This is a genomic window from Merdimmobilis hominis (genome assembly GCF_900104615.1).
GTDB lineage: Bacteria > Bacillota > Clostridia > Oscillospirales > Ruminococcaceae > Merdimmobilis > Merdimmobilis hominis.
Genome location: NZ_LT629939.1, coordinates 2159073 through 2182939 on the forward strand (window position 1 = coordinate 2159073; position 23867 = coordinate 2182939).

General features: G+C 56.9%; 25 protein-coding genes. 24 read left to right on the forward strand and 1 reads right to left on the reverse strand.

What is annotated here, in order from left to right; all coding sequences use genetic code 11:
- Window positions 1-239: 239 nt before the first annotated feature.
- Entirely contained in the window at window positions 240-425 is a 186-nt protein-coding gene (locus BQ5353_RS10370) for a hypothetical protein (protein WP_054331633.1), read from the forward strand.
- A gap of 12 nt (window positions 426-437) precedes the next feature.
- Entirely contained in the window at window positions 438-707 is a 270-nt protein-coding gene (locus BQ5353_RS10375) for a spore coat protein (protein ID WP_054331634.1), read from the forward strand.
- Window positions 708-768: 61 nt separating this feature from the next.
- Here BQ5353_RS10375 and BQ5353_RS10380 read toward each other — a convergent pair whose 3' ends face one another.
- Window positions 769-1599, reverse strand: coding sequence for a mechanosensitive ion channel family protein (locus tag BQ5353_RS10380; RefSeq protein ID WP_083386474.1), 831 nt, complete (start codon window positions 1597-1599; stop codon window positions 769-771).
- Between the two features lie 443 nt (window positions 1600-2042).
- On the opposite strand from BQ5353_RS10380, the gene BQ5353_RS10385 reads away from it, so the two are divergent.
- From BQ5353_RS10385 to BQ5353_RS13085, 22 genes are all read left to right on the forward strand, one after another.
- On the forward strand, window positions 2043-4406 hold the full coding sequence (locus tag BQ5353_RS10385; RefSeq protein ID WP_071428163.1) for an ATP-dependent helicase: 2364 nt from the start codon (window positions 2043-2045) through the stop codon (window positions 4404-4406).
- 148 nt (window positions 4407-4554) lie between these two features.
- Window positions 4555-5088 carry a hypothetical protein gene (locus BQ5353_RS10390; RefSeq protein WP_071428165.1) on the forward strand — a complete coding sequence of 178 codons (534 nt, stop codon included), beginning with the start codon at window positions 4555-4557 and terminating at the stop codon, window positions 5086-5088.
- Between the two features lie 2 nt (window positions 5089-5090).
- Window positions 5091-5465, forward strand: a complete 375-nt coding sequence (locus tag BQ5353_RS10395) for a CidA/LrgA family protein (protein ID WP_054331638.1) — start codon at window positions 5091-5093, stop codon at window positions 5463-5465.
- On the forward strand, window positions 5458-6159 hold the full coding sequence (locus BQ5353_RS10400) for an LrgB family protein (RefSeq protein WP_054331639.1): 702 nt from the start codon (window positions 5458-5460) through the stop codon (window positions 6157-6159). The genes BQ5353_RS10395 and BQ5353_RS10400 overlap by 8 nt, the downstream gene beginning before the upstream one ends.
- A gap of 216 nt (window positions 6160-6375) precedes the next feature.
- Complete coding sequence (locus BQ5353_RS10405) at window positions 6376-7698, forward strand: recombinase family protein (protein WP_054331640.1); 1323 nt, start codon at window positions 6376-6378, stop codon at window positions 7696-7698.
- A 28-nt stretch (window positions 7699-7726) separates the two neighbouring features.
- On the forward strand, window positions 7727-8062 hold the full coding sequence (locus tag BQ5353_RS10410; RefSeq protein ID WP_054331641.1) for a hypothetical protein: 336 nt from the start codon (window positions 7727-7729) through the stop codon (window positions 8060-8062).
- 448 nt (window positions 8063-8510) lie between these two features.
- A complete protein-coding gene (locus BQ5353_RS10415) occupies window positions 8511-9185 on the forward strand; it encodes a dTMP kinase (protein ID WP_054331642.1) in 675 nt (224 codons plus the stop codon).
- Between the two features lie 9 nt (window positions 9186-9194).
- A complete protein-coding gene (locus tag BQ5353_RS10420; RefSeq protein ID WP_071428167.1) occupies window positions 9195-10091 on the forward strand; it encodes a DUF2156 domain-containing protein in 897 nt (298 codons plus the stop codon).
- Between the two features lie 24 nt (window positions 10092-10115).
- Window positions 10116-10970 carry a GNAT family N-acetyltransferase gene (locus BQ5353_RS10425; protein WP_054331645.1) on the forward strand — a complete coding sequence of 285 codons (855 nt, stop codon included), beginning with the start codon at window positions 10116-10118 and terminating at the stop codon, window positions 10968-10970.
- A gap of 27 nt (window positions 10971-10997) precedes the next feature.
- Window positions 10998-11615 (forward strand): 5-formyltetrahydrofolate cyclo-ligase, encoded by a 618-nt coding sequence (locus BQ5353_RS10430; protein WP_071428169.1) that lies wholly within the window; start codon window positions 10998-11000, stop codon window positions 11613-11615.
- Window positions 11616-11747: 132 nt separating this feature from the next.
- Window positions 11748-12878: an endolytic transglycosylase MltG gene (mltG, locus tag BQ5353_RS10435; protein WP_071428171.1), complete on the forward strand. Its 1131-nt coding sequence runs from the start codon at window positions 11748-11750 to the stop codon at window positions 12876-12878.
- A gap of 17 nt (window positions 12879-12895) precedes the next feature.
- Window positions 12896-14119, forward strand: a complete 1224-nt coding sequence (locus tag BQ5353_RS10440; RefSeq protein WP_071428173.1) for a peptidase U32 family protein — start codon at window positions 12896-12898, stop codon at window positions 14117-14119.
- Window positions 14120-14165: 46 nt separating this feature from the next.
- Complete coding sequence (locus BQ5353_RS13425; RefSeq protein WP_267888286.1) at window positions 14166-14300, forward strand: hypothetical protein; 135 nt, start codon at window positions 14166-14168, stop codon at window positions 14298-14300.
- Between the two features lie 160 nt (window positions 14301-14460).
- Window positions 14461-15858, forward strand: coding sequence for an MATE family efflux transporter (locus tag BQ5353_RS10445; protein WP_054331648.1), 1398 nt, complete (start codon window positions 14461-14463; stop codon window positions 15856-15858).
- Window positions 15859-16453: 595 nt separating this feature from the next.
- Complete coding sequence (gene mraZ, locus BQ5353_RS10450) at window positions 16454-16873, forward strand: division/cell wall cluster transcriptional repressor MraZ (RefSeq protein WP_054331649.1); 420 nt, start codon at window positions 16454-16456, stop codon at window positions 16871-16873.
- Window positions 16874-16901: 28 nt separating this feature from the next.
- Entirely contained in the window at window positions 16902-17855 is a 954-nt protein-coding gene (rsmH, locus tag BQ5353_RS10455; RefSeq protein WP_054331650.1) for a 16S rRNA (cytosine(1402)-N(4))-methyltransferase RsmH, read from the forward strand.
- A gap of 67 nt (window positions 17856-17922) precedes the next feature.
- Window positions 17923-18411, forward strand: coding sequence for a hypothetical protein (locus BQ5353_RS10460; RefSeq protein ID WP_054331651.1), 489 nt, complete (start codon window positions 17923-17925; stop codon window positions 18409-18411).
- A gap of 250 nt (window positions 18412-18661) precedes the next feature.
- Window positions 18662-19876 carry a peptidoglycan D,D-transpeptidase FtsI family protein gene (locus tag BQ5353_RS10465; RefSeq protein ID WP_456152281.1) on the forward strand — a complete coding sequence of 405 codons (1215 nt, stop codon included), beginning with the start codon at window positions 18662-18664 and terminating at the stop codon, window positions 19874-19876.
- Between the two features lie 252 nt (window positions 19877-20128).
- Window positions 20129-20548: a division/cell wall cluster transcriptional repressor MraZ gene (mraZ, locus tag BQ5353_RS10470; protein WP_054331649.1), complete on the forward strand. Its 420-nt coding sequence runs from the start codon at window positions 20129-20131 to the stop codon at window positions 20546-20548.
- Between the two features lie 28 nt (window positions 20549-20576).
- Window positions 20577-21530, forward strand: a complete 954-nt coding sequence (gene rsmH, locus BQ5353_RS10475) for a 16S rRNA (cytosine(1402)-N(4))-methyltransferase RsmH (protein ID WP_054331650.1) — start codon at window positions 20577-20579, stop codon at window positions 21528-21530.
- 67 nt (window positions 21531-21597) lie between these two features.
- Entirely contained in the window at window positions 21598-22086 is a 489-nt protein-coding gene (locus tag BQ5353_RS10480; protein ID WP_054331651.1) for a hypothetical protein, read from the forward strand.
- A 97-nt stretch (window positions 22087-22183) separates the two neighbouring features.
- Window positions 22184-23867, forward strand: a 1684-nt coding sequence (locus BQ5353_RS13085) for a peptidoglycan D,D-transpeptidase FtsI family protein (protein WP_071428177.1), incomplete at its 3' end; no start/stop codon positions are given.

Below are 23867 nucleotides of genomic sequence, written 5' to 3' on the forward strand. Positions count from 1 at the left end.
GAATCCCACCAGATTCACGGCTGGTTCCAGCGGGATTGGCAAAGCCTTTGCAAAGATCTGGCAAATCCTCCAAAGGGCGGAGGAAGGGGAATTTTTTGTCTCGGCTAGCTGCGCTTTCAAGGGGAAATCTAACAAAGCGGCGCTGTGCGGCCGAATCGACTGCCAGGGAAGACCGTTCCCGCAACTGAGTGTTTTCGGCGGCAAGGCGGCGCAATTCCAAAAAATTGGGAGGGACCGATATGGCCAACCTGACTTCCAAAGAACTCTCCGCCCTTGAAGATCAGCTGTCGGTGGAGCAAAACCTGGTTAAGAAATACAAGTTGTATGCACAGCAGTGCACCGATCCCCAGATCCGCACCAAGTGTGAGGAGATCGCCTCCAAACACCAGAGCCACTTCTCTCGCCTGCTGAGCCACTTGAACTAGGAGGGAAACCAAATGCCGAACAACTGCAATTTTTCCGACCGTGAAATGATGGATGACGCCCTTTCTTCCCAGAAGTTTATTACCGATGGGTACAACGCCTTTGCCAACGAGTGCGCCACCCCCGCTTTGCTTGCCGAGTTTATGAACCTCCTGGATGAGGAGCATCAAATCCAGCACGACGTGTTTGCCGAGATGCAGAAACGGGGCTGGTACGCCACCGAACCCGCTGACCAAAACAAGGTCAACCAGGCAAAACAGAAATTCCAGGGGATGACCCTCTAGTTTTAGGGAATAAAGGCAAAATAAAAGGGATGGGCAGACGCCCATCCCTTTTATTTTGCCTTTATTTCGTTTCATTATTTTTGATGTGCACATCCATTTGCGGGTAGGGGATATTGATCCCAGCAGCGTCAAAGGCCAGTTTGACCTCCTCCAGCAGGAAGAAGTGGAGGGTCCAGTAATCCGCGCTGTTGACCCACACACGGCAGGTGAGATCGATGCTGTTTTCCCCGTGTTTGGAAACCCGGATAAAAGGAGCGGGGTCGGTGAGAGCCAGGCCGCTCTTCTCCACCTGCTGGGCAATAATCGCTTCCGCCTGCTTGAAGTCATCCCCATACCCGATGGAAAAGGTCAGATCCAGCCGGCGGGTGGGTTCGCTGGAAAAGTTGGTGATCTTCGCCTTGGCCACATCCCCATTGGGCAGGTAGACCCGTTTGTTGTCCACTGTGGTCAAGATGGTGTGGGTGATGCCGATCTCCTTGACGGTGCCGTCAAACCCGTCGGCGGCGATGTAATCCCCCACGGCAAAGGGCTTGGTCAGCAATACTTGGATGCCGCCCGCCAGATTGGAAAGGCTGTCCTTGACCGCCAGGGAGATGGCTAAGCCGACTGCGCCCAAAGCGGTGAGCAGGGTGGTGATCTCAAACCCTAGAATCTGCAAACAGGTCAAAGCCAACAGTACAATCAGTGAGATGCGGACAATCGACAAGATGAAGGCATGCAGTGTGACGTCGATCTTGGAGCGGCGCAGCAGGTTCTGCACAAAAGAGATGGCCGATTTGATCAGCGCCCAGCCAATGGCGAATACCACAACGGCCTTTAAAAGGCTGAAAAGGAAGGGGAGAAGCATGGCCCCTAAAGTGGCCCCCGTTACATTCCATGCGAAGGAAGACATAATTTCACCTCATTGTAAAATATTAGAAGTTCTTGCCGATTTTTAGTATAACGATTTTCTTTGCAAAAAGCAACGGCCCACCGGGAAAAAATCCGGGCGGCGGTCCGGCAAAAAAGAGTGTGGATTGGCAAAACTCCTGCTGGAATGAGGGCTGCGCTCTTTCAATTTGCCCTGTTTTGTGTTATAATAACGGCAATGGCAATTCGTATGCCTTTTCTAGGTTCGCCGGCCTGCCTTTTACCCCACAATCGAGGCGAAGGAGGCATGGGGACCATTTGCCGGACCTCCCGCTCTGCCCTTTGGGGGCAGGCGCAGCCCAATGCAGAAAAGAGGGAGGGCCCCTGAACCGGGATGCGGGGAGAAGTTCCGCTGCATCTCTTTTTTTGAGCCAGGAAGCCATAGGACTTGGCTGCCCATGCAGCCGCAGCAAGGGAGTTCCATCTATGATCACAGAATGTTCCAATCGTTTTCAATTGTATAAGCAGAAAATCCTGACCCAGCGCTTTGCCCGGATGAACGATATGCAGTGTCAGGCGGTGTTCCAGGTGGAGGGGCCGCTGCTCATCCTAGCGGGTGCGGGCAGCGGCAAAACCACTGTTTTGGTCAACCGGATCGCCAATCTGGTGGAGTTCGGCAACGCCTATTGGGAGGAGGACGTCCCCCCCTATATCACCGAAGAGGACATGGACTTCCTGGAGCGTGTGGCAGACGGCTCTGAGGAGGACGACGGCCGCCTGCGGGAGCTGATCGCCTGCCGCCCAGCTAAGCCTTGGCAGATTTTGGCCATCACCTTCACCAACAAGGCCGCCGGGGAGCTGAAAGAGCGGCTTTTTGCCATGCTGGGGGAGGATGCGGCGGACATCCAGGCGTCCACCTTCCACTCTGCCTGCGTGCGGATCCTGCGCCGGGAGATTGAGCACCTGGGGTATGGACGGAGCTTTACCATCTATGATACCGATGACTCCATCCGGGTGATCAAAGAGCAGCTCAAAGCGCTGCGGGTGGATGAAAAATCCTTCAGCCCCCGGTCGATCCTCTCCTTTATCGGCCAGGCCAAGGACCGGATGACTACCCCGGAGGAGATGCTAAGTGCCGCCGGCGGGGACTATCGCAACGAAGTCATGGCCAAGGTTTACGACGGGTACCAAAAGCAGCTGAAAGCCGCCAATGCCCTGGATTTTGACGATATCATCACCTTGACGGTCCGCCTGTTTTTGGAGAACCCAGAGGTGCTGGAACACTATCAGAACCGGTACCGTTACATCATGGTGGACGAGTACCAGGACACCAACCACGCCCAGTATATGCTGGTTAGTCTATTGGCCCAGCGCCACCACAATATTTGCGTGGTGGGGGATGACGACCAAAGCATATACAAGTTCCGCGGGGCGACCATTGAGAATATCATGAGCTTTGAGAAGCAGTTCCCCGGGGCCAAGGTCATCCGCCTGGAGCAGAATTACCGCTGTACCCAGACCATCCTGGACGCGGCCAACGCGGTGATTGAAAACAACACCGAGCGCAAGGGCAAAACCCTGTGGACCGACAATGGGGCCGGGGAGAAGGTCACCGTCTACCGGGCCAATGACGAGCTGGAGGAATCCAAGTTCGTGGCGGAGACCATCATGGCTGGGGTGAACGAGGGCGGCAAATTCTCCGACAACGCCATCCTTTACCGGATGAACGCCCAGTCCAATGCCATTGAGCGGGCCTTTGTCAAATCCGCCATCCCCTACCGGATCATCGGCGGGGTGAAGTTCTATGAGCGCAAGGAGATCAAAGACGTCATCGCCTATTTGAGCGTCATCAACAACCCCCGGGATACCCTGCGGCTGAAACGGATCGTCAACGAGCCCAAGCGGGGCATCGGCGACGCCACCTTGGCCACCTGTGAGGAGATTGCCGCCCAGCTGGACATGGGCCTCTTTGAAGTGATGGCGGAAAGCGACCAGTACGCCCCCCTCTCCAAGAAATCCCGGCCGCTGTTGGAATTTGCCCGGATGATGCAGGACCTGATGGCCCAGGTGGATGAGGTTTCCCTGGTGGAGACCCTGGACGGCCTGCTGGAGAAGACCGGCTACCTCACCATGCTGCGGCAGCAGGGGTTTGAGGGTCAGGGCCGGATCGAAAACATCGAAGAATTAAAATCCAACATGGTCAAATACATGGAGGAGAACGAGGACGCCACCCTCTCCGGCTTCCTGGAGGAGATCGCCCTTTACACCGATTTGGACAGCTATAACGCCGACACTGACGCGGTGGTGATGATGACCCTCCACTCTGCAAAAGGGCTGGAGTTTCCCAACGTCTTTATTGTGGGGATGGAGGAGGGGATCTTCCCCGGTATCCAGGCCATGCACCACCCCGCCGAAGTGGAGGAGGAGCGGCGCCTTGCCTATGTGGGCATCACCCGGGCCAAAAAGCGGCTCTACCTGTGCAACTCCTCCCAGCGGCTGATCTTTGGGCAGACCGCCCGCAACCGGCCAAGCCGCTTCTTAAAAGAGGTGCCCCAAGAGCTGTGCGACGTCCACGACCAGACCCTTCTGGCCCGCAAGTTGACCGGCAGCAACAAGGTGGCCCCCAAGCGGCCCCAGCACGCCCAAAACAACATCGGCGTGGCCGCCCAGCACACCGGGACCACTATCGCTCTTTCCCCGGGGGACCGGGTAAAGCACAAGGTCTTCGGGGAGGGGATGATCCTCTCGGTCACCCCCATGGGCAACGACCATCTGGTGGAGATTGCCTTTGAAAAGGTGGGCACCAAAAAGATCATGAGCAACTTTGCCAAGCTGACCAAGCTGTCCTGACCTGTGTGGGGAAAATCCCCTATTTCCGGCCGAACGCTGGCTGCCTGGGCCCTTCCAGCGGGCTTTTTTCCAGAAGCTGTCACAAAATCCCCCTACATTCATACAATGATATTGAGCAAAACTCAAATCTATGAGTAGGAGGATTTCTATGGCTGTTTCAAATGAATACCAGGCACAGAGCGCGGGCTCCGGTTGCTTTAAAGAAGCGGTCTGCATCGATACCAAGCGGATCTATGACTCTTGCAGCGACAAGGACTGTTTGGAGGATTTGCAGGTCTTTTTTACAACGGCCCAGCAGCCCATTGTCGACCAGGCCATCTCGGTAAAAGCGCGGAAGGTGGAGGTTCTCAACGTATACTTAGCAGTGGAGCCGGTCCCCTTTAACAAAGGGTTCTATTCGGTGGATATGACCTTCTTTTTTGGGGTCAGCTTATCCTGCTACACCTCACCCCTCTCCCCGTCGGTACCAGTAGAAGGTTTGGCTACCTTCTCCAAGAAGGTTATCCTGTACGGCAGCGAGGGCAATGTGAAGGTATACACCTCAGATCTGACCCGCAGCGACGACTGCCGCGTCAACAACATGCCTAAGGCAAGTGTACAGGTGTGTGCCCACAAACCGCCGTTTTCCCTTGGAAATATCAGTTTGGGGAGAGGATTTTCCCCGCAATTTGGAGGGATTTGAAGTTGAAATATCTGAAACAGTTTGGACTCATCTGCGCCATCGCCCTGTGCGGGGATCTGGTCAAAGAGGCCACCGGCCTGCCCATCCCCGGCAACATCATCGGGATGCTGATGCTCTTTTTCCTGCTGCTCACCGGCTTGGTGAAGCTGGATGCAGTGGAGGACACCGCCGAGTATCTGATGAGCATTATGTCGGTGATGTTCATCCCATTGGGGGCGGGTATCCTCACCAACTTCCACCACATTCAAAACGACCTGCTGGGCATTGTGCTGACCTTGGTGGTCACCACGGTGGCCACCTTTACCGTCACCGGCCTGGTGGTGGAGTTTTTGAGCCGTGCCAAAGAGAAATCCAAGGGGGAAACCGCCCATGAATAACCTGTTTGCCTATCTAACCACCAACCCTTATTTTGGACTTGCCCTCACCTTTGGGGCGTTCTTCCTGGCGGACTTCCTCTGCAAAAAGCTGAAGATCACTTTTTTAAACCCCCTTTTAATCGCCATTGCCATAGTAATTGGGGTGTTATTGGCCTTTGACATCCCCTATGAGGATTATAACCTAGGCGCTTCCCAGTTCTCCTTCCTGTTGGGGCCGGTGACAGTGGCCTTCGCTGTGCCGCTGTACAAACAGCTGGATGTGCTTAAAAAGAACTTCGCCGTCATCATGACCGGCATCGTCTCCGGGTGCTTGGCCTCGGTGGCCAGCGTCTTTGCCTGCTGCAAGCTGCTGGGCCTCTCTCCGGTGATCTACTACTCCCTGATCCCCAAATCCATCACCTCTTCCATCGCGGTCAGCGTGTCGGAGGAGATTGGCGGCATCTCGGCGCTGACGGTGGCGCTGGTGGTGCTCACCGGCCTTCTTGGGGCGGCCATCGCCTCCGGAATGGTCAAGCTCCTCCATCTGAAGAACAAGGTGGCCATCGGCCTTGCCATCGGCACATGTTCCCACGCCATCGGCACCAGCCGCGCTATGCAGATGGGCGAGGTGGAAGGCGCCATGAGCAGCCTGGCTATTGTGGTGGCTGGCGTGGTGACGGTGTTCCTCGCCCCGGTTGCGGCCATGCTGCTGTAGGGAAGCCAGAATCTTTTCTCCCTTTTTTCCATACAAGTAAAGCGTATACCCCCTGTGGGGAGGTATGCGCTTTTTCCTTTTATATCGCTTGAAAGGGGGAATCCTTGTGGAAACAAAGAAAGAAAAGACGTTGGAAATCCGCTTTGAGGACCCCAACCCGCCCGGCAGGCTGGAACAGCTGCTGCGCAAACTTCTGCGGGGGGAGGAGCTATGAGGATGGCCGCCTATTGCCGGGTCTCCACCGACCGGGAAGCCCAGCTGGAATCCTTGGAAAACCAAAAGCGGTTCTTTGAGGATTTTGCAGAAAAACAAGGCCACCAACTGGTGAAAATCTATGCGGATGAGGGGATATCCGGCCGGCAGATGAAGGGCCGGGAGCAGTTTTTGCAGATGCTGCGGGATGCACAGGAAGGGGCCTTTGACCTGGTGACCGTCAAGGATATCAGCCGGTTTTCCCGCAACACCGTGGACTTTTTAAACGCTTTCCGGCGGCTCAAATCCCTGGGGGTTGCCGTGTGGTTCCTCTCGGGGAGCCAGGGGCTTTTGGGGGACTCTGAGTTTGTCCTCACCATTTTTGGGGCGCTGGCCCAGGAGGAGAGCGCCAACCTTTCCCGCCGGGTGAAGTTCGGCAAGCAGGAAGGGGCAAAGCGGGGCAGGGTCCCGCCGGAACTCTACGGCTATGACCGGGTGGACGCCTTCACCCTGCGGATCAACCCGGCGGAGGGGGAGACGGTGAAGCGGATCTTCCATTGGTACACCGGGGAGGGCATCGGCTGCCGGGCCATCGCCCTGCGGCTCACTGCCCTGGGCATCCCCGCAAAACGGGGCGGCGATTGGAATGCCAAAGGGGTGCGGCGGATTTTGGGCAACCCGGTTTACGCAGGGGAACTGGTCAACAACCGGTTTGAGACGGTGGACTTCCTCTCGGGGAAGACGGGGACCCGCCCCCAAGGGGAGTGGCTCCGCCACCCAAGACCGGAACTGGCCCTGGTGACCCGGAAGGAGTTTGACGCCGCCCAGAGGATACTGGAAAGCCGGGCTGTCCCCAAGGCGGGATCCCCCAAGGGGAGGTACCCTCTCAGCGGACTCCTCTGCTGTGCCTCCTGCGGGGAGCCTCTTGTCCGCCGCAAGCGCAAGGCGGGGGCCCGGTGGCTCTGCCCTACTCCCGGCTGCCCCGGCCACCCTTCGGTGGGGGAGGAGGAGCTGAACCGGGCCTTGGGAATGTATTTTGCGGCCCGCCTTCCGGGGGAGACGCCCCGTCCCAACCGGGGAGAGTCCGCCTCCGCGGCACTGCACCAACGGGAAGAACGGGTGAAGACCCTGTTCCAGGCGGGGATCATCTCCCTGGAGGAACTCAAAGAGCGACTCGCCCAGCTGGAGAAGATGGGGGAAGAGCTGCAAAAATGGGAGGGGATTAACCGCCCGGTTTTCTCTGCCGGGGAGCGGTTTTCCCATCTCACCCGGCCGGAGCTCCACCGGCTGGTGGAGCGGATCGACGCAGATCAAAACAGGGTGACAGTACACCTCAAACAGCTGTGACGGCGGCGATGGAGGGGCAAAAACACAGGTGGTTGACCCCATCTGCCTCTCCTGCCGCATCTGCGAATGCCCCCAGTATAACTGCGAGCCCTTAGGCGTCCTGCCCGATTGCATCACAGCCCAGTTTGACGGGGTGTTCCAGGGCGTCACCCCCAGCCGGGTGGTGTATATCAGCCTGGGCCTGTTCACCATCGTGCAGATCGAGCGCTGTGTCCAGATGATGATCCCCGCCTACGACTACTGCGTGCCGGATAAGGAGAGCGTCTGCACTACCGACGACCCCTGCGAGCTTTTCAAACGGATCAAATTCCCCACCGATGAATTTTTCCCGCCCAAGCTCAGCGACCTCACCTGCGAGGAGTAGTCCCCCACAGGAAAAATAGCGGCGAGCCGCCGCGGGCAATTGGCGCACTCGCTTTTGTGGGTGCGCTTTGCTTTTGTACTCGCGCTATAAATCGGGATTTTAACTGTCCTTTCCCCATCCCCCAAAGGGTGAAACAGCCGCGGCAGGCCAGAGAGATGCCATGCCGCGGCTGTTTTGCGGGGCCAAGGGGAGTGAAACGGTGGAAGGGGGATGGATTTACCCAGGAAAGGGCAGGCTCCCCTTTTTAGGTCCGCGCCGGCCATGGCCTTGTGCGGGCTTCTATTTTTTTCAGGGGAAAGCAAGGGGGAGAAACGCACAAAACGAAAAAGAGAGTTTTTTGTTCCCTGGTGGTTTTTTTTGGACTTATATAGTATAATATTTCTGTATGAATTGGCTAGGCTTTTCTATTTGGGCCAAAACTTGCCAAAGAAACAAGGGAAGTGGCATATTGAACACGCACAAGGGAAAACTGATTGTAATTGAAGGGCTGGATGGCAGCGGCAAAGCGACCCAAAGCGAGCTGTTGTATCAATCGCTTCTGGAAGTGGGCGATCCGGTCCGCAAAATCTCCTTCCCCGATTATGGGCAGCCCTCCTCCACCTTGGTGAAAATGTACCTCTCGGGGGAGATCGGCAGCTTAGAGGAGGTCAATGCCTATGCGGCCTCCAGTTTTTACGCAGTGGACCGGTATGTCAGCTACCAAACCCAGTGGAAAGACGATTACTTGGGAGGGAAGCTGATCATCGCAGACCGCTACACCACCAGCAACGCCGCCCACCAGATGGTGAAACTCCCCAAGGAACAATGGGACGGGTTCCTCTCCTGGCTGGAAGAGTATGAGTATAACCTCCTGGGCATCCCTTGGCCGGACGGGGTCATCTATCTGGATATGGAGCCGGAGACCTCCCGAAGGCTGATCGAGGGCCGGTACCAGGGGGATGAATCCAAAAAAGACATCCATGAGGCCAATTTTCAGTACCTGCTGCGCTGCCGGGAAGCTGCGTTGTACGCTGCCCAGCGCCTGGGGTGGAGGACGGTCCGCTGCTGCGACGGCATATCCCCCCTGCCTATTGAGAAAATTGCGGAATCTGTTCGCAGAATGTCGGTAGAAATTTTAAAATAAGGTGATATTATGGTAGAGTTCCATCCAATCCAGCTTTCCGACCGCACATGGATCGGGGAGCTGTTCCGCCTCTCCCAATACCGGGGGAGCGAATATTGTTTTTCTAACAGCTACAACTGGCGCAAGGCCTATCAAATTGAATGCACCCGCCTGGGGAACCGGGCGCTGATCCGCTCCGATGGGGGGCATGGCCGAAATTACCTGTATCCAGCCGGCGACGGCGATTTAAAAGAGGCTATCCTCGCCATGAAAGCGGATGCGGACAAAGACGGCCTGCCCTTCCGCCTCAACGGGGTCACCGATGAGATGCGGGACTGTCTGGAGGAGAACTTCCCCGACGCGTTTGAATTTAGCGAGCGCAGGGACCAGTTTGACTACATTTATTCGGTGGACAAGCTCTCCAGCCTCTCGGGCAAGAAGCTCCACGGCAAGCGCAACCATATCAACCGGTTTTTGGAGACCTACGACTGGCGGTTTGAACCCCTCACCCTGGACAATCTGCCCTACGCCTTTGAGATGAACCAGCAGTGGAAACAGATCATCGCACAGGAAGGGGAGGACAACCAGAGCCTGGATCAAGAGGGGGAGGCGGTGAAGAGCGCCTTTGACCACTTCACCGACCTGGGGCTCAAGGGGGGCCTGCTCATCGCTGATGGCCGCCCGGTGGCCTACACCATGGGAAGCCCCTTGACCGAGGACACCTTCATCGTCCACATTGAGAAGGCGTTCTGGGATGTGCCCGGCGCTTACCCCATGATCAATCAGCAGTTCGTCCGGTATGCCTGCGAGGGGTTTACCTACGTCAACCGGGAGGACGACACCGGAGATGAGGGCCTTCGCAAGGCCAAACAATCCTATTACCCTGACATCCTGCTGCGCAAATTCCACGCCGTCTGGCGGGGATAAACGCGCCCGAAAGGAGACGACGCCATGATCGCATTTGCCGACCGGTCGATGGTACCCGCCCTCAAGGAGCTGTGGAAACTCTCCTTCGGCGACCCCGAGGGTTACATCGATCTGTTTTTTGAACACCGCTTCCGGGATAAGGAATGCCTGGTGGATGTAGAAGGGGAGAGGGTAGCGGGAATGCTGTTCCTATTGCCCATCACAGTCATCACCCCCCTGGGCGAGATGGATGCCCGGTACATCTACGGGGTGGCCACCCATCCGGATTTCCGGGGCCGGGGGATCAGCACCCGGCTGCTCCACCGGGCCCACCGGGAGATGGAAAAGGAGGATGTCATCCTCTCCATCCTGGTGCCGGCCACCAAAGAGCTGTTCCAGTTCTATGAGCACCGGGGTTACGCCATCGAGTTTAACTGCCGCCGCATGGCCCTTCCTGCCGGCGAGATCCCCCCAGGGGAAGGGGTACCTCTCGCTGAAAGTTCCTTTGCAGGGGAGGCGGCCCTGCGCAACCGGTATTTCAATCGGTGCCACATGTTCGGCCGGTGGGATACCAGGGCTCTTTCCTACCAGGATATTGAGGCCGGGTACACAGGGGGAGAAGTCCTCTCCTTCCCCGGGGGATACGCCTACTGCCTCCCCGATGGGGACAAGGTGCTGGTCAAAGAGCTGGTGCTGCCCAAGGATATGGATTTTTATGAAGTGGCCAAAGCCGTCCACCGGCGCTATGGGGCCAAGGAGTACCAGTACCGGCTATGGGAGGACATCCCCGCCGGGGAGCTGGCCCCCTATGCCATGGCCCACTGGATCAAAGAAAAACGACAGAAGAAGCTGGAAGACGTAGAGGGCCGCGCCTCCTATCTGGGACTGACCTTGGATTAAGCGGCCCCGACAGAGAGGTAAAACAGGATGAAAAACATAGACTTACGGGAATACAAAGGGGCCTTGCGCCGGGAATCCAAGGCGTACCGGCAATCCCTTCCCGCCGAGGCCAAGGCCAAAAAAGACAGCGCCATCCTGCGCCGGCTGCTGGCGCTGCGGCAGTATCAGCAGGCTTCTTTGGTGCTGACCTATGTGTCCACTGCCATTGAGGTGGACACCCGGGAGCTGATCCGCCAGGCACTGGCAGACGGCAAGCGGGTGGGGGTCCCCCGGTGCATCGACGGCACCCGGCTGATGGAGTTTTACGAGATCGGCTCGCTGGACGACCTGGAAAAACGCACCTTCGGGGTGCTGGAGCCGGTGCCGGAACGCTGCACCCTCATCACCGATTTTTCCAAGAGCATCTGCGTGGTGCCCGCCCTCCTCTACGATCTGTCCGGTTACCGCATCGGGTATGGCGGCGGCTACTACGACCGCTTTTTAGCCCATTACCCGGGGTATAAAGTGGGGGTGACCTATGTGAAGTGCATCCGCAGGCGGATTCTCCACGGGCGGTATGACGTGCCGGTCAGCGCCTTGGTCACCGAACGGTATGTCAACTTTTTGAAAAGCCCCGCCCTGCGCAGAGGTTCCCCTCGGGAGTGAGAGGCAGGTACGGGCTACATACTACTGCCTACGCAATCCGGCAATTGATTCTCATGAAAAAATGCGGTATGATACCAACATAAAATCGAATCCGGTCGAATAGCCGGGAAATGGTACCGCAGGAGGAATGTTATGGATAGAAACAACCAAAATCCCCAGGATAGGCGCCGCCGGCCCAGCCGTAAGCCCAGCAAGGTGAGCCGCCGCTTACTTACCATCGCCGCCGTGGTGGGGGTGTCCATCTTTTTGGCGGTCTTTGCCTTGCAGAGTTTTTCTGACCTGTTTGGGCTCAACCAAAAGGACCAGCAGATTGAAATCACCGTGGAGAGCGGCATGTCCTCCAGGCAGATTATCAACCTGCTCAAGGACGAAGGGGTCATCTCTCAGAAGCTGACCTTCCAGCTGTACGCAGGCCTTCGCAACTCCACCTCAAAATTCAAACCGGGGGTTTACCTGCTTAACTCCAACATGAGCTATGATGAAATTATTGTGGCCCTGCAAACAGGCAACGAGAAGCAGAATACCATCCGCATCACCTTCCCCGAGGGGATGACCCTGCGGGAAATTGCCAACCTCCTGGAGGAAAAGGGGGTTTGCAAGGCACAGGATTTATACAGCTATCTGGAGACCGCCAATTTGGAGGAGAAGTACGAGTTTGTGGAGAAGATCCCCAAAGGGGGGAACCGCTTCCGCCGGTTTGAGGGGTATTTCTTCCCCGATACCTATGACTTTTTCTTGGGGGAGAGCCCGGAGCGTGTCACCGCCCGGTTCCTGGACAACTTTGAATCCAAAATCACCAATGAGATGTATGCCCAGATGAAGAACCAGAACCTGACCTTGGATGAGGCCATCACCCTGGCTTCCATGGTTCAGGAGGAATCCTCCGGTCATGAGGAGATGGGCAGGGTGTCCTCGGTATTCCACAACCGGCTGGATAATTCCGTCACCTACCCCCGCCTTCAGTCGGATGTAACCATCTTCTATGTCAACCGGGATATCAAGCCCTTTTTGCAGGTAAATAACCAGGAGATGTACGACGCCTACAACACCTACAAATGCACCGGACTGCCGGTGGGGCCGGTATGCAATCCGGGAATTGACGCCATTAAGGCAGCTCTTTACCCGGAGGATACCGACTACTACTTCTTCCTGACCGACGCCACTGGAAAGTTCTATTATGCAAAAACCGCAGACCAGCACTATCAGAACGAACGGGTTGCCGCCCAGGCCGGTGAGGTCCATGGAACCGACACCCAGAATTAGAAAGGGGACAGTTTAGGATGACAGAGCCAATAAAAAAACCGGAGGTTCTTGCCCCTGTAGGGGATTCGGAACGGCTGGCGGCCGCCATCCGCTATGGGGCGGACGCGGTGTACCTGGGGGGCAAGCAATTCGGAATGCGGGCAAACCCCGCCAATTTTGATCAGGATGAACTGCGGGATGGGGTTGCACTGGCCCACAAGCATGGGGTAAAAGTTTATCTGACCTGCAACACCCTGCCCCTTAACCGGGAGATCCCGGAGCTTCCAGACTTCCTGCGCTATGCCAGGGATGTGGGGGTGGATGCCCTCATCGTCGCCGATGTGGGGGTGCTGATGGAGGCCAAACGCACGGTGCCGGAGGTGGACATCCACATTTCCACCCAGGCAGGGGTGGTCAACTACCTCACCGCCACCGAGCTGTACCGCCTGGGGGCAAAGCGGGTGGTGCTGGCCCGGGAGCTCTCCATCGAGGACGTGAAATACATCCGGGACCACACCCCGCCGGAGCTGGAGATTGAAGCCTTTGTCCATGGGGCGATGTGCATGTCTTTCTCCGGCCGGTGCCTCTTGTCCAACTACATGACCGGCCGGGATGCCAACCGGGGCGAATGTGCCCAGCCCTGCCGCTGGTCCTACCACCTGATGGAGGAAAAGCGCCCCGGCGAGTATTTCCCCGTGTTCGAGGACGAGCGGGGCAGCTATATCCTCAACGCCAAGGACCTTTGCATGGTTGAACATATCAAGGAGTTGGTGGACGCCGGTGTCACCTCCCTTAAAATTGAGGGACGAGCCAAATCCGCTTACTATGTGGGGGTGATCACCAACGCCTACCGGGCGGCGGTGGATTTGTACGCTCAAAACCCGGGGGAGTTCCAGCTTCCCCAGTGGATTGCCGATGAAACCCGCAAGGTCTCCCACCGAGAGTATTCCACAGGGTTCTACTTCGGCCGGCCGGACCAGTGTTATAAGAGCGGCGGCTATGTGCGGGAATGTGACATCGTTGCCAATGTGGATTCCTGGGAGGATGGCCTTTTGACCTTGACCCAGCGCAACTACTTTAAGCCCGGTGACCGGGTTGAGGTGCTGGAACCCAAATCCCAGCCGGTGGAGCTGACGGTGGAAAAAATCCTTTCCCTGGAAGGGGAGGAGTTGGACGCCGCCCGCCATCCTATGCAGAAGATTCAGATTCCATGCAGCCGGACCTTTGCCCCCGGCTCCATTGTCCGCAAAGACAAGGAGTAGGGCCGGTGAAGCGGTTTGAATACAAAATGGTGGATTTGAGCCCCACTTGGTCTTTGGACCCGGAAAAAAGAACGCAGAGTACCTGGAACGCTTGGACAAGCTGGGCCGGGAGGGATGGATGCTGATCTCCGGGAATGAGAATTGGAAATACTCCCTGTTTGTGCGGGAGATGGAAGAATAACTATAGAGGCAAGGGTCATTCCCCAACAGGGAAAGGCCCTTGCCTTTCTCTTTTCCCCCAATCCCCTTTTTACAGGTTCCTGGAAGAATTTTCTACGGAAAACCGCCCCATTTTGTGGAACGCTAAACAGGATGAACCGTTGTAAAAGGGGAGTGATTGGATGAGCAAAGACCGCGGCCGGTCAAAAACCGGGGTGGATCTGGGGAAAGACAGCATTGGGAAACTGCTGCTGCGGTTGTCCCTGCCTGCTATTTTAGCCCAATTGACCAATGCATTGTACAGCATTATCAACCGTATGTATCTGGGCAACATTCCGGGGCAAAGCCATTTAGCCCTTTCCGCCCTGGGAGTCTGTATGCCGATTCTGATATTGATTACCGCGTTCAGCTCCCTGGTGGGAATGGGCGGTGCGCCGCGGGTCTCTGCCCACATGGGCGAGGGGGACTATGCTGGTGCGGAGCGGATTCTTGGCAACTGTTTTACCACTATCCTGCTGATTTCCGCTGCCATCACCCTTGTGCTGCAGCTGTTTATGTCTCCCATCCTACAGATGTTCGGCGCCAGCGGCGAGACTCTGCCCTATGCCACAAGTTACCTGCGGATCTACTCCTTAGGCACCGTCTTTATGCAGATTGCCCTGGGGATGAACTTTTTCATCAGCGCCCAGGGCTTTGCCAAAACCAGCATGATCACCATTCTGTTGGGGGCAGGGCTCAACATCATTCTTGACCCTATCCTGATTTTTGGGATGGGTATGGGTCTGCCGGGGGCTGCTTTGGCTACAGTCATTTCCCAGGGGGTTGCCGCTGCCTGGGTGATGGGGTTTCTGCTGGGGCCCAAAACCCAGCTGAAAATCCGCAGGGAAAACATGCCCATACGCTGGAAGATCCTAGCCCCGGTGCTTCTTTTGGGGCTTTCACCCTTTGCAATGCAGTCCACGGAGGGCTTGGTCAGCATCGCCTTTAACATCCGCCTGCGGGATATGGGCGGCGATGTGGCCGTGGGGGCGATGACCATCCTGACCAGCATCCTCCAGGTGGGGATGATGCCGGTTTCTGGCATGGGCCAAGGGGCCCAGCCCATCCTGAGCTTCAACCTTGGCGCCCGAAAAGCCGACCGGGTCAAGGAGGCATTCCGCATCCTGCTGTTTTCCAGCCTGGGGTGGTCAGTCACTTATTGGGCCGTCTTAATGTTGTTCCCCGGGTGGTTTGCCGGCCTTTTTTCCAGCGACCCGGCCCTCTTGGAAACGGCGGTCTGGGCCATGCGGATTTATCTGGCCGCCCAGTTTATCAGCGGGGCACAGATCGCCTGCCAGCAGACGCTGGTGGCGGTGGAGCAGGCAAAAGCTTCGCTGTTCCTGGCACTGCTGCGCAAACTGTTTCTGCTGGTGCCGTTGATGTTCATCCTGCCAAGCATTGCTGGACTGGGGCTCACCGGTGTGTTCCTCGCCCAGCCCACCGCCGACCTGGTGGCCTTTACTATCACGGCCCTGGTGTTCTACACCAGATTTAGCCGAGTACTCCGCGGGCTTCGGGAGGGGCGCGTCCAGGAGGAATAGGGGACTGCTATCAAATTTTAGCAAGCATTTTGGACAGGCGCGTGAAAACGCGCCTGTCTTTCTGTTTCCAAGCCTTGCTGAGGGCCCCTGTTTTTCAGCGCCCAATTGCCAGGCTGCCACTGCACAAAGCCGAGGGACAGCCTCTTCCGGCACCAGGGTCCGTTTGCGGCAAGAGGTTGCCGCGACTGGATGCAAAGAGCACTGTGGGAATGCCAGTTTTTCCACACCGCGCGGTGGGGAAAATCCCCAATGGATGGGAGGGGATCCAACCTTTAGGTGGTTGTTTCTAAACAATTTGAAAAGGAATATTTTCCCAAATTTGGTAAAGGTGGGAGAGGGATAATTGCGAAAAAACAATAAAATTCGACATATGGTTTGGGGCGAATGAATGTTCTTTCATGTCCATTTTATGCGGGTTGGCATGGTTTTGCACCCAATCTGCTCCAGGAAGGGGGAAGGAAAAAAAGCCCGGGATTTTTTTGGGAAAAGTGTGGACACACTATTGCAATTTCCTTATACCACATGTATAATTAGAACAACAGTGGTGAAAAGTGGGTAAAAGTGGTTTGAAAATTGCAAGAAGGGGGCGGAAAGAATGTTGATCGGCGAGTACCAGCATACGCTGGATCCCAAAGGCCGCGTCAACTTCCCCGCCCGTCTGCGGGAATCGCTGGGCTCCACCTTTATCATCACCAAAGGGCTGGACAACTGCCTGTATGTCTATTCCATGGAGGAATGGAAGGTGCTGGAGGATAAGATCCGTGCCCTGCCCATGAGCAAATCCCGCAACTTGCAGCGTTTCTTTTTTGCTGGGGCCGCTGAAGCGGAGCCGGATAAGCAGGGCCGGGTGCTCATTCCCGCCCATCTGCGGGAGTACGCCGGCCTCACCAAAGACGTAACGGTGATCGGCGCGTCGGTGCGGGCGGAGATCTGGGACAGCGAACGTTACCAGTCCAGCTGTGAGGAACTGACCAGCGACTCCATCGCCGAGTCGATGGATGAACTGGGATTTTAACAAACGAAGGGAAAACGGAGGGGAAAAGATGGAATTCAGCCATGTGCCGGTGCTCCTGGAGGAGTGTATTCAGGGCCTTGCCATCCGGCCCTCCGGCATCTATGTAGACGGGACCGCCGGCGGGGCAGGCCATTCCCGGGAGATTGCCAAGCGCCTGGGGCCCCAGGGGCGGCTCATCGCCATTGACAAGGATCCGGACGCCGTCGCCATCGCGGGGGAGCGGCTTCGGGAATTCCCCCAGGCCACAGTGGTGCAGAACGATTTCGCCAACATCCCCCTGGTTCTGGATGAGCTGGGTATTGACCGGGTGGACGGCATCCTCTTGGATTTGGGGGTGTCCTCCCACCAGCTGGACACTGCGGAGCGGGGCTTTTCCTACAACTTTGACGCCCCGCTCGACATGCGGATGAGTCAGAGCGGCCTATCTGCCTACGACATTGTCAACACCTACTCGGTGGAGGACATCACCCGCATCCTGCGGGAGTTCAGCGAGGAAAAATTCGCCTACCGCATCGCCCAGAACATTGAGAAAGCCCGGCAGCAAAAACCGGTGGAAACCACCTTTGAACTGGTGGAGATCATCAAGCAGTCCATCCCGGCGGCGGCGCGCAGGGAAGGGGGCCATCCGGCCAAACGGACTTTCCAGGCGCTGCGGATCGCTGTCAACCAGGAGCTGGATCACCTGTCCATCTGCCTGGACGACGCTTTTGAACGGCTTGCCCCCGGCGGCCGGTTCGCCGTCATCACCTTCCACTCCCTGGAGGATAGGATGGTGAAGCAGAAATTCGCCGCCTTGGCCAAAGGCTGTATCTGCCCGCCGGACTTCCCGGTGTGCGTCTGCGGCCACAAACCCCGGGCCAAGCTGGTCAACAGAAAGCCCATTGAGGCCACAGCGGAGGAATTGGCTGCCAACAAGCGCAGCCACAGTGCCAAGCTGCGGGTCTGCGAACGGCTCCCGGAAGGGGAAGAGCAACAAGGATAATAAGTGCCTGGACACAACCTCCAGGGACGTATCATAATCATTCGGATGAGAAAGAGAGGGACTTATCTTGGATTACGCAAGACAAAGCACGGCTTATGATCTATCCCGCTATGAGCAGCATCTGCGGCCTCAGCCGCCGGAACTTCATGTGGTTGGCAGGGGCAATTCCCGGGCGGCGGCCAACCGCGCCCTCGGCCTGCGGCTCGCCTGCACCGCGCTGGCGGTGGTCTCAATGCTGGCGGTGATGCTGTATAACAATGCCATCCTCACCGAACTCACCGAGGAATACAACGCCCAAAGCACCAGATATGAGGAGCTGAAAAGCGAAGGGGTGCGCCTGCAAAGTGAATTGGAAGGGAAGATGAGCCTGCGCAACGTGGAGGATTACGCCTCTGCCAACATGGGCCTTTCCAAAACCGAAGCTTACCAGATTGAATATGTCCAGCTCAACAAAGGCGACCGGGTGGTGCTTGCCCAAAGCCCGGCAAATGCGGGGCCGTGGGGACGGATCCAAGAGGGGTTCCAAGCTTTTTTGGAATACCTGATGCCAAATTAAAATACCTATGATACAGCTAAGAGTTAAGAGACTTTCATCTTAGCTCTTAATTTCTTTTTGGCGGAAAACGCTCTCACCGCCCAATGGAGGAACGAACATGGCAAATGCTCCCAGCAATAAAATGCAGCGTCGGATCCAGGTGATCTTGTTTTGTATGGCGGTGGTGGGATTTTCCATCCTGCTGGGCCGGCTTTATTATTTGCAGATTGTCGAAGGGGATAAATATCAAAAGCTGGCCCTCTCCCAACAGATGCGCTCCACCACCATCAGCGCCGAGCGGGGGGAGATTTTAGACACCAACGGCAAGGTGCTGGCCCGCAGCGCCCAGGTGTGGAACGTGATCCTCTCCCCGGCGGATGTGAAGGACGATGCCCAGCTGAACCAAGTGGCGGACTTTTTGTCCGAGCTATTGGATGTGGATCGGCAAAAGATCATCGACAAAGGCAAAAACAAAAAAATGTACTACGAGCGGGTCAAATCCAAGGTGGAAAAGGATGTGGCCGACCAGATCACCCAGTTCTGCGTCGACAACAAGATCACCTGCATCAACCTGGAGGAGGACACCCGCCGCTACTACCCCTATGGCCATTTGGCGTCCACTGTGCTGGGCTTTACCGGCAGCGAAAACAAGGGCGCCTATGGCCTGGAAGCCTATTATGACAAGTATTTGAGCGGTACCCCCGGCCGTGTGGTGGCAGCGAAAAACGCCTGGGGCTCCGACCTGCCCTACCGCTACCAACAGCTTTACGACGCCCAGGATGGATGCTCCATCGTGCTGACCATCGACGAGGTGGTTCAGCACTTCCTGGAGAAACACCTGGAGACCGCCGTCACCGAGCACAACGTCCAAAACCGGGCGGCGGGGATTGTGATGAACGTCAAAACCGGCGAGATTTTGGCCATGGCCACCAAGCCGGACTTCGACCCCAACGAGCCGCTGGTCATCGCCGACCCCAAAACCGCGGCCGCCTTGGAGGAACTGAAAAAGACCGCTACCGATGAAGAGTATGCAAAAGCCCTCCAGGAAGCCCAGTTTGTCCAGTGGAACAACAAGGCGGTCCAGGAGCCCTACGAGCCCGGTTCGGTGTTTAAAATCATAACCGCCGCTGGGGCTTTGGAATCGGGCGCGGTCCACGGCGGAGATGTGTTCAACTGTCCAGGTTACCACATTGTGGCGGGCCGCNTGTTTCCAAGCCTTGCTGAGGGCCCCTGTTTTTCAGCGCCCAATTGCCAGGCTGCCACTGCACAAAGCCGAGGGACAGCCTCTTCCGGCACCAGGGTCCGTTTGCGGCAAGAGGTTGCCGCGACTGGATGCAAAGAGCACTGTGGGAATGCCAGTTTTTCCACACCGCGCGGTGGGGAAAATCCCCAATGGATGGGAGGGGATCCAACCTTTAGGTGGTTGTTTCTAAACAATTTGAAAAGGAATATTTTCCCAAATTTGGTAAAGGTGGGAGAGGGATAATTGCGAAAAAACAATAAAATTCGACATATGGTTTGGGGCGAATGAATGTTCTTTCATGTCCATTTTATGCGGGTTGGCATGGTTTTGCACCCAATCTGCTCCAGGAAGGGGGAAGGAAAAAAAGCCCGGGATTTTTTTGGGAAAAGTGTGGACACACTATTGCAATTTCCTTATACCACATGTATAATTAGAACAACAGTGGTGAAAAGTGGGTAAAAGTGGTTTGAAAATTGCAAGAAGGGGGCGGAAAGAATGTTGATCGGCGAGTACCAGCATACGCTGGATCCCAAAGGCCGCGTCAACTTCCCCGCCCGTCTGCGGGAATCGCTGGGCTCCACCTTTATCATCACCAAAGGGCTGGACAACTGCCTGTATGTCTATTCCATGGAGGAATGGAAGGTGCTGGAGGATAAGATCCGTGCCCTGCCCATGAGCAAATCCCGCAACTTGCAGCGTTTCTTTTTTGCTGGGGCCGCTGAAGCGGAGCCGGATAAGCAGGGCCGGGTGCTCATTCCCGCCCATCTGCGGGAGTACGCCGGCCTCACCAAAGACGTAACGGTGATCGGCGCGTCGGTGCGGGCGGAGATCTGGGACAGCGAACGTTACCAGTCCAGCTGTGAGGAACTGACCAGCGACTCCATCGCCGAGTCGATGGATGAACTGGGATTTTAACAAACGAAGGGAAAACGGAGGGGAAAAGATGGAATTCAGCCATGTGCCGGTGCTCCTGGAGGAGTGTATTCAGGGCCTTGCCATCCGGCCCTCCGGCATCTATGTAGACGGGACCGCCGGCGGGGCAGGCCATTCCCGGGAGATTGCCAAGCGCCTGGGGCCCCAGGGGCGGCTCATCGCCATTGACAAGGATCCGGACGCCGTCGCCATCGCGGGGGAGCGGCTTCGGGAATTCCCCCAGGCCACAGTGGTGCAGAACGATTTCGCCAACATCCCCCTGGTTCTGGATGAGCTGGGTATTGACCGGGTGGACGGCATCCTCTTGGATTTGGGGGTGTCCTCCCACCAGCTGGACACTGCGGAGCGGGGCTTTTCCTACAACTTTGACGCCCCGCTCGACATGCGGATGAGTCAGAGCGGCCTATCTGCCTACGACATTGTCAACACCTACTCGGTGGAGGACATCACCCGCATCCTGCGGGAGTTCAGCGAGGAAAAATTCGCCTACCGCATCGCCCAGAACATTGAGAAAGCCCGGCAGCAAAAACCGGTGGAAACCACCTTTGAACTGGTGGAGATCATCAAGCAGTCCATCCCGGCGGCGGCGCGCAGGGAAGGGGGCCATCCGGCCAAACGGACTTTCCAGGCGCTGCGGATCGCTGTCAACCAGGAGCTGGATCACCTGTCCATCTGCCTGGACGACGCTTTTGAACGGCTTGCCCCCGGCGGCCGGTTCGCCGTCATCACCTTCCACTCCCTGGAGGATAGGATGGTGAAGCAGAAATTCGCCGCCTTGGCCAAAGGCTGTATCTGCCCGCCGGACTTCCCGGTGTGCGTCTGCGGCCACAAACCCCGGGCCAAGCTGGTCAACAGAAAGCCCATTGAGGCCACAGCGGAGGAATTGGCTGCCAACAAGCGCAGCCACAGTGCCAAGCTGCGGGTCTGCGAACGGCTCCCGGAAGGGGAAGAGCAACAAGGATAATAAGTGCCTGGACACAACCTCCAGGGACGTATCATAATCATTCGGATGAGAAAGAGAGGGACTTATCTTGGATTACGCAAGACAAAGCACGGCTTATGATCTATCCCGCTATGAGCAGCATCTGCGGCCTCAGCCGCCGGAACTTCATGTGGTTGGCAGGGGCAATTCCCGGGCGGCGGCCAACCGCGCCCTCGGCCTGCGGCTCGCCTGCACCGCGCTGGCGGTGGTCTCAATGCTGGCGGTGATGCTGTATAACAATGCCATCCTCACCGAACTCACCGAGGAATACAACGCCCAAAGCACCAGATATGAGGAGCTGAAAAGCGAAGGGGTGCGCCTGCAAAGTGAATTGGAAGGGAAGATGAGCCTGCGCAACGTGGAGGATTACGCCTCTGCCAACATGGGCCTTTCCAAAACCGAAGCTTACCAGATTGAATATGTCCAGCTCAACAAAGGCGACCGGGTGGTGCTTGCCCAAAGCCCGGCAAATGCGGGGCCGTGGGGACGGATCCAAGAGGGGTTCCAAGCTTTTTTGGAATACCTGATGCCAAATTAAAATACCTATGATACAGCTAAGAGTTAAGAGACTTTCATCTTAGCTCTTAATTTCTTTTTGGCGGAAAACGCTCTCACCGCCCAATGGAGGAACGAACATGGCAAATGCTCCCAGCAATAAAATGCAGCGTCGGATCCAGGTGATCTTGTTTTGTATGGCGGTGGTGGGATTTTCCATCCTGCTGGGCCGGCTTTATTATTTGCAGATTGTCGAAGGGGATAAATATCAAAAGCTGGCCCTCTCCCAACAGATGCGCTCCACCACCATCAGCGCCGAGCGGGGGGAGATTTTAGACACCAACGGCAAGGTGCTGGCCCGCAGCGCCCAGGTGTGGAACGTGATCCTCTCCCCGGCGGATGTGAAGGACGATGCCCAGCTGAACCAAGTGGCGGACTTTTTGTCCGAGCTATTGGATGTGGATCGGCAAAAGATCATCGACAAAGGCAAAAACAAAAAAATGTACTACGAGCGGGTCAAATCCAAGGTGGAAAAGGATGTGGCCGACCAGATCACCCAGTTCTGCGTCGACAACAAGATCACCTGCATCAACCTGGAGGAGGACACCCGCCGCTACTACCCCTATGGCCATTTGGCGTCCACTGTGCTGGGCTTTACCGGCAGCGAAAACAAGGGCGCCTATGGCCTGGAAGCCTATTATGACAAGTATTTGAGCGGTACCCCCGGCCGTGTGGTGGCAGCGAAAAACGCCTGGGGCTCCGACCTGCCCTACCGCTACCAACAGCTTTACGACGCCCAGGATGGATGCTCCATCGTGCTGACCATCGACGAGGTGGTTCAGCACTTCCTGGAGAAACACCTGGAGACCGCCGTCACCGAGCACAACGTCCAAAACCGGGCGGCGGGGATTGTGATGAACGTCAAAACCGGCGAGATTTTGGCCATGGCCACCAAGCCGGACTTCGACCCCAACGAGCCGCTGGTCATCGCCGACCCCAAAACCGCGGCCGCCTTGGAGGAACTGAAAAAGACCGCTACCGATGAAGAGTATGCAAAAGCCCTCCAGGAAGCCCAGTTTGTCCAGTGGAACAACAAGGCGGTCCAGGAGCCCTACGAGCCCGGTTCGGTGTTTAAAATCATAACCGCCGCTGGGGCTTTGGAATCGGGCGCGGTCCACGGCGGAGATGTGTTCAACTGTCCAGGTTACCACATTGTGGCGGGCCGCAAGGTCCACTGCTGGAAGAACGGCGGCCACGGGACCATCACCTTTGTGCAGGGCATCATGGGTTCCTGCAACCCCACCTTCATGATGGTGGGGGAAAAGATGGGCGCTGAGACTTTCTACGAATACTTTGAAAACTTCGGCTTAACCGAGCCCACCGGCATCGACTTCCCCGGCGAGGCGGACAGCAACTACCACAGCATGGAGCGGCTGCGGGACGAAGGCTCGGGGGCGTACCTGGCCTCCAGCTCCTTTGGCCAGACCTTTAAGGTGACCCCCATCCAGCTGATCACAGCGGTTTCCGCAGCGGTCAACGGGGGAAAACTGATGCAGCCCTACTTGGTCAAACAGATCCTGGACGCCGACGGGAACGTGATCAAAACTACCCAGCCGGTGGTCAAGCGCCAGGTGATCTCTGAGAGCATCTCCAAAGAGCTGGCCGGCTACTTGGAACTGGTGGTCTCGGGGGACGGCGGCTCCGGCAAATCCGCCAAGATCCCCGGCTACCGCATCGGCGGTAAGACCGGTACCTCGGAAAAGCTGGATAAACTGGATGAGTATGGCCAGGTTCAGGAACGGGTAGCCTCCTTCTACGGCTTCG